Genomic DNA, 3,943 nt, shown 5'->3' on the forward strand with positions numbered 1-3,943 from the left:
CTTCACGGCCTCATGCTTGGCAAAACTCTGCCTATGGCCATGTATGCCTTCGCCTCATCACTCATCAAATACGATCGCGACGACCAACGGCTGCACGCCTTTCAGGCATAGTGCGATGCCGCCATTGGCCCCTTGAACGGTCAAGTCGGACACGCGTAACATCGCCATCTGAATTGAGTCTGCTTCATTGGTCCGGGCTAATGTCCGGAGTGGTCTGGATATTTCCCTTGGGTATGGATGCAACCAGCGGCGCGGCGAAGCGCGGCAAATCGTTTGTCCATGTGGCGGAAGCCTCCTGGGGCAAAGGCCTCAGCACCCTGCTGCGTATCGTGCGAATGACGCTGCGCCATCCCTGGCAAGTCGCCATCACCATCGTTTCGACCTTCATTGCCGCGACGCTGCAGCTTTTCATTCCACGCCTGCTGGGCCGCGCCATCGACCAGGCGCAGGGCGTCATGACTGCTGGTGCTGGTCCTGCGGCAGAGCACGCGCTGTGGAAGACGGCGCTCACGCTGCTCGTCGTCAGCATCCTGCGCGGCCTCTTCACAATGGCGCAGAACTACTATGGCGAGGCCGTCGGCCACCGCACCGGCTATGAACTGCGCCTGGCTTTCTACGAGAATATCCAGCGCCTGAGCTTCGCCTACCACGACAGGGTCCACACCGGCGATCTCATCACGCTCGGCCTGCTCGATCTCGACGGCGTGCGCATGTTCTTTTCCACCGGCATTTTGCGCGTGGTGCTGCTCGGCGTGCTGATCGGCGTCGGCGCCTATCTCCTGGTCAGCACCGATCCCGTGCTCGGGTTGCTCAGTCTGAGCTTCGTGCCGTTCGTCGCCTGGCGGTCCTCGGTCACCCAGCTTAAACTGCGCAGCACCTGGCTGACGTTGCAGGAGCGCCTCTCGGTGCTGAGCCGGGTGATGGATGAGAACCTCGGTGGCATCCGTGTCGTGCGTGCTTTCGCAGCGCAGCGGCATGAGCTGGAAAAATTCGATCGCGCCAAGCAGGATGCGCTGGACCTCGCCAACCAGCGCGTCGGCATCCGCGTCAGCAACACCAGCGCCATGAACTTCTCGTTCCTCGCCGCCATGGGCTTGGTGCTGTGGTTCGGCGGCCAGAAGGTGATTGCGGGCCAGATCAGCGTCGGCACGCTGGCCCAGTTCCTCACCTTCATGACCATCTTGCAGATGCCAGTGCGCCAGCTCGGCCTGATGGTCAATTCATTCGCCCGCGCTTCGACCTGCGGCACGCGACTGTTCGAACTGCTGGACACCGAACTTGATATCGAGGACGCACCCGACGCCAGGGACCTTGTCGTCACTGACGGTGTGCTGCGCTTCGACAATGTCGGCTTCCGCTATGAGGGCGCGGGCGGCCGGTCGACACTGTCCGGCATCTCCTTCGAGGCCCGGTCCGGCGAGACCATCGGCATTGTCGGCCCACCGGGCGGCGGCAAGTCGACCATCGCGCATCTGATCCCGCGTTTCTACGACGTCACTTCGGGTTCGATCACCATCGACGGCCAGGACATTCGTGAGGTGACGCTGAAATCGCTGCGCAAGGCGGTCGGCGTCGTGCAGCAGGATGCGTTCCTGTTCACCACCTCGATCGAGAACAACATCGCCTATGGCAATCCCTGGGCGCGCGAGACCCGCATCGGGCAGGCAGCCGAGTACGCCCAGCTGCACAATTACATCATGGGCCTCCCGGCCGGTTACACCACGGTCGTCGGCGAGCGCGGCGCGTCGCTTTCCGGTGGCCAGCGGCAGCGCCTGACCATTGCGCGGAGCCTGATGCTGCGGCCATCGGTGCTGGTCTTCGACGATTCGACCGCGGCAATAGATGCCGGTACCGAACAGCGCATCCGGGCGGCGATGAAGCGCTTCGCCAGGGACCGCGTCACGCTCATCATCTCGCACCGGCTGAGCTCGCTGATGCATGCCGACCAGATCCTGTTCGTCGAGGGTGGCCGTATCGTCGAGCGCGGCACGCATGAGGAATTGCTGGCGCTCAGTGGGCGCTATCGCGCGCTGTATGATTTGCAGCTGCGGCCGGACGACGACCGGCCTGTCGTGGCGGGAGCCGCATGATGTCGACACAGGCCGACGACGACAAAGAAGATACCAGCCGCCGGCCGACAAGGGCTGTCGTGGGCTCGCATCGCGAAGAGGAAGAAGTCTTCGGCAAGGCCTACGACCCGCGCATCGTCAGGCGCATCTGGAGCTTCGTGAGACCGTATCAGAGCCGGATCTTCATCTCGGTCGCCGCGGTGCTGGTGTTCACGCTGACGCAATTGGCGATCCCGCTGGTCATCCGCTACGCCATCGACCACGGCATGACGGCAGGCAAGCTCGACCAGTCGGTGATGATCGCCGCGATCGGCGCTTTCGCCGTCATCATCCTGATCAACTACGCCGCCAGCTATGTGCAGGAAAGCGTCGTCGGCAAGGTGGCCGAGAATGTGCTGTCCGATCTGCGCCGCGCCATGTTCAGCCACCTGCAGCGGGTCTCGTTGAGCTTCATGGACAAGACCGAGGTCGGGCGGCTGATGTCGCGCCTGCAGGGCGACGTCAATTCGATGCAGGAATTCCTCGAAACGTCGGTCATGTCGGTGGGCGACATCGTGCTGCTGTTCGGCATCGTCAGCGTGCTTTTGTGGCTGGATTTCCGGCTCGGCCTGCTGACGCTGTCGACCATGCCGGTGCTGTTCATCGTGCGCCTGTTCTGGCTGCCGCGCGCCAAGGTCGCCTTCATGGCCGCGCACGAAACCAACTCGATCGCCAATGGCGCGCTGGCCGAAGGCATCCATGGCGTGCGCACGGTACAGAGCCTGGAACGCCAGCATGTCAATTTCGATCTTTATGACGAGAAGGTGCTGGCCAATCTCAACGCCCATCCGCCATTGTTGGGCTAAATCCAAATCGCCCACCTTCGTTGCAAAACTACCCTGGCAAGGGCTTTGAGGGAGTTTCGAAATTGGATTGTCTCCAGAGGATAGAGACGTTGATCGATGAGGCCAGCGTGGATGCGATCGATAAGGCGCGCGTTTTGCTGGATCAGTTCAAAGGTAGGTCAGAAACACTCGCCCAAGCTATCGATGACTTCCTGCTTGATCTGATGACCCTGGTGTTCGTCGTAGAAACCACCCGCGAGAGGTTCCACAATCCGGCGCGGCGATTGGCGCGTGTGAGATTGACCAGGATCAGCCTGTTGTTGGCGTCGTAGTCTGAAACTTAGGGGTCCGTCCCGGTCAGAGAGAGGTCGCACCAGGAAGAAGGCGCCGACTGATTGTCGGCAAATCCGAGCGCACCAAACAGCTACGTTCTCTTGCGGCCGCTGGCCCTGGTGGCGAAAAGACGTGCGCCGAGGAACGCTACGGGACTGGCCAGCGCGATTTTTGAGCCAGCACCGCGTCCGCGAGCCAGGGCCCAAGACTATGTTCGGCCTCCGGCAAGAGCCCGACGTCGAGCATCTTCGCATGCCCCGCGTCGATCTTACTTCGGAAGTATTCCCCATGCCGAGCTATTAAGATCGGCGGCGCGCCGGATCGTTGATCGGCGCGTGCTGCATCTGCTCAAGATGTGGCGGGAATGCCCGGTCGAAGAAACCGATGATCGAGGCCGGAAGACACGCACGGCCAAGGTGCGGGATTCGCTCAGCCGTATTCAACAGCACGACCTTGTAGCCCTCCAATGTACGGGTAATAGGCGCTGGCGAACACGACGTCGTGCCCCCCGGAAGGAGAAGGACGACGATCTTGCGCAAACCCTCAAAAGCGCCGCGCACCAGCGCCATTACGGCGGCCATGGCATCATCGGCCGTAGTAAGCGCGACGGTGGGAATTGCGGGGTTACTCATTGCGACCCATCTCTACTCAAACAGGGTTCGCCCGTGGATTGGATGCGCCTGTCGGCAAAAAGTTCCCGAACCTGCGATGTTAGGT

At 61.8% G+C, this 3,943-nt stretch carries 3 protein-coding genes and 1 pseudogene; 3 read left to right on the top strand and 1 reads right to left on the bottom strand.

The annotated features are described in order from the left end of the window. Positions 1-233 precede the first annotated feature (233 nt). From EOC06_RS31770 to EOC06_RS31780, 3 genes and pseudogenes are all read left to right on the top strand, one after another. Positions 234-2,090 carry an ABC transporter ATP-binding protein gene (locus tag EOC06_RS31770; protein ID WP_245470257.1) on the top strand — a complete coding sequence of 619 codons (1,857 nt, stop codon included), beginning with the start codon at positions 234-236 and terminating at the stop codon, positions 2,088-2,090. Then, positions 2,090-2,887 (top strand): annotated as a pseudogene (locus EOC06_RS31775) (ABC transporter transmembrane domain-containing protein); the annotation flags it as partial. The gene EOC06_RS31770 and the pseudogene EOC06_RS31775, both read left to right, overlap by 1 nt. 116 nt (positions 2,888-3,003) lie before the next feature. Next, positions 3,004-3,225, top strand: a complete 222-nt coding sequence (locus EOC06_RS31780; RefSeq protein ID WP_245329712.1) for a hypothetical protein — start codon at positions 3,004-3,006, stop codon at positions 3,223-3,225. A gap of 300 nt (positions 3,226-3,525) precedes the next feature. Here EOC06_RS31780 and EOC06_RS40385 read toward each other — a convergent pair whose 3' ends face one another. Beyond that, positions 3,526-3,807, bottom strand: a complete 282-nt coding sequence (locus tag EOC06_RS40385) for a hypothetical protein (RefSeq protein WP_164895845.1) — start codon at positions 3,805-3,807, stop codon at positions 3,526-3,528. Between the last annotated feature and the right edge of the window lie 136 nt (positions 3,808-3,943).

Source organism: Mesorhizobium sp. M7A.F.Ca.MR.362.00.0.0 (assembly GCF_004023175.1).
Classification (GTDB): domain Bacteria; phylum Pseudomonadota; class Alphaproteobacteria; order Rhizobiales; family Rhizobiaceae; genus Mesorhizobium.